The organism is Methanoregula sp. (assembly GCF_002835825.1).
Taxonomy (GTDB): Archaea; Halobacteriota; Methanomicrobia; order Methanomicrobiales; family Methanospirillaceae; genus Methanoregula.
Genome location: NZ_PIZH01000497.1, coordinates 1 through 1,516 on the forward strand (window position 1 = coordinate 1; position 1,516 = coordinate 1,516).

Below are 1,516 nucleotides of genomic sequence, written 5' to 3' on the forward strand. Positions count from 1 at the left end.
GGGAACTGACCGTGCGGTCTGGCAGCGGGACGTGGCGTGCGGTCTTTTCGTCAAAGGAGAGATAGACCTCGCCTCCAAGCCAGGGGGCAAAGGCAAAGAGCGCCATGCAGAGTTCTTTTGACCCTCCCGACAGGTCAAACGTGAACCGTGCACCCGGGTTCTCCCGGCGTATCCTTGTTAGCGCTGATCGGACCGACCCATATGACGGTGGAAAAATCAGTTCCCGGGAAACGGGTATCGAGAGCGATGCGGCAATCTCCTGCACCGCACAGGCCGCATTCCGGACTGCGAGCCGGTGCCTCTCCGTTGCCGGGTCCGCTGATCCCTCGTGAATGGTGCTGTCGGTAAACACGATGGTCCGGGAGATGGTCGGGAGTTTTCGGATTAGTGCGGGATACGCGACCTGTATCTTCTCACCGGCGCTGATGATGTGGACATGTTCTGTCCGATCCATGGATCAGTGTCCGGTATGGCGGGTTAAATGGTTGTTTATTTCCCCGCAGGTATCCCCGGGGAAACCGGTTTGTGGACAGAGCGCGCTATGGGGCGAAGCAGCATAGAACGCTGATGAAAATCCCGGGGATTTTCATACCAGCAATCACTTTCACCCCGCCCGGTCCTTGGTTTATACCTCCGTTCTTTCAACAGGGTATGTGGGGAGGGCGACAAACCCCTCAGATGTCAGATGCCAGAAACATCCCGTGCATCGCACCTCCCGACCTCTCAGACCTAAAACCCCCTTCTCTTTTTTTGTGCAGTGCTATAACGGCGGTGCATCCCTCTCAAAACCATAATATATTTCAGGATCATTTCTCTAATGTCTCCTATGGCGCTTCGATCGGTGAAACTTCCTGGTGTGGGAACCAAATACGAATTTAAGACCGACAAGGGTGATACGGTCGCAATCTTCTTCACTTCGACCGGGACAATCCAGATGTACACGCTCCAGAAAGGCTGCCATTCTTCCAGCGCAGCTGAGATGACCCCTGTCGAGGCCCGGCGCCTGGGCAACATCCTCACCGGGGCAATTATCGAAGCCGACCAGGAGAGCGTGGAGATAGCGTTCTCGGCGCTTGCAGATCTTCGGGTCACTATCCATACGTTTTACATTCCCCGGGCCCGGGCAGGTCAGACCATCGAAGACCTCCGGATCCGGGCCAAGACCGGAGCAACGGTCATTGCGGTCTGCCGCCAGGACAAGAATATCATCAACCCGCCGCCATCGTTTGCATTCGAGGAAGGAGATGCGGCACTGGTCATAGGAGAAAGCGACCAGATTAAAAAATTTGAGAGTGAAATACTGGTGGAGTAATGGAAGGCTTCATCATCGCACTTTTCGTCTGTCTGGTGCTTGCGCTTATTTCCAAATATCTCTCGGTTCCGGCGATCCCGTTCTATATCCTTGCCGGGATTGTGCTTGGGAAGGCGGGCATCGGCATTGTCCAGTCGGACGAGATCAGCCAGTTCTTCTCGGAGATCGGCCTGCTCTTCCTCCTCTTCTTCATGGGCCTTGGGC

The 1,516-nt window shown here is 55.3% G+C and carries 3 protein-coding genes; 2 read left to right on the forward strand and 1 reads right to left on the reverse strand.

Features of this window, described 5'->3' with window-relative positions; translation table 11 throughout:
* Nucleotides 1–454 (reverse strand): hypothetical protein (locus CW742_RS12655; RefSeq protein ID WP_292420901.1); only part of this gene is annotated, 454 nt, incomplete at its 3' end.
* A gap of 402 nt (nucleotides 455–856) precedes the next feature.
* On the opposite strand from CW742_RS12655, the gene CW742_RS12660 reads away from it, so the two are divergent.
* The gene (locus CW742_RS12660; RefSeq protein WP_292420903.1) at nucleotides 857–1,312 is read left to right on the forward strand and encodes a cation:proton antiporter regulatory subunit; all 456 of its coding nucleotides are present in this window, start codon (nucleotides 857–859) and stop codon (nucleotides 1,310–1,312) included.
* Nucleotides 1,312–1,516, forward strand: a 205-nt coding sequence (locus tag CW742_RS12665) for a cation:proton antiporter (RefSeq protein WP_292420907.1), incomplete at its 3' end; no start/stop codon positions are given. The genes CW742_RS12660 and CW742_RS12665, both read left to right, overlap by 1 nt.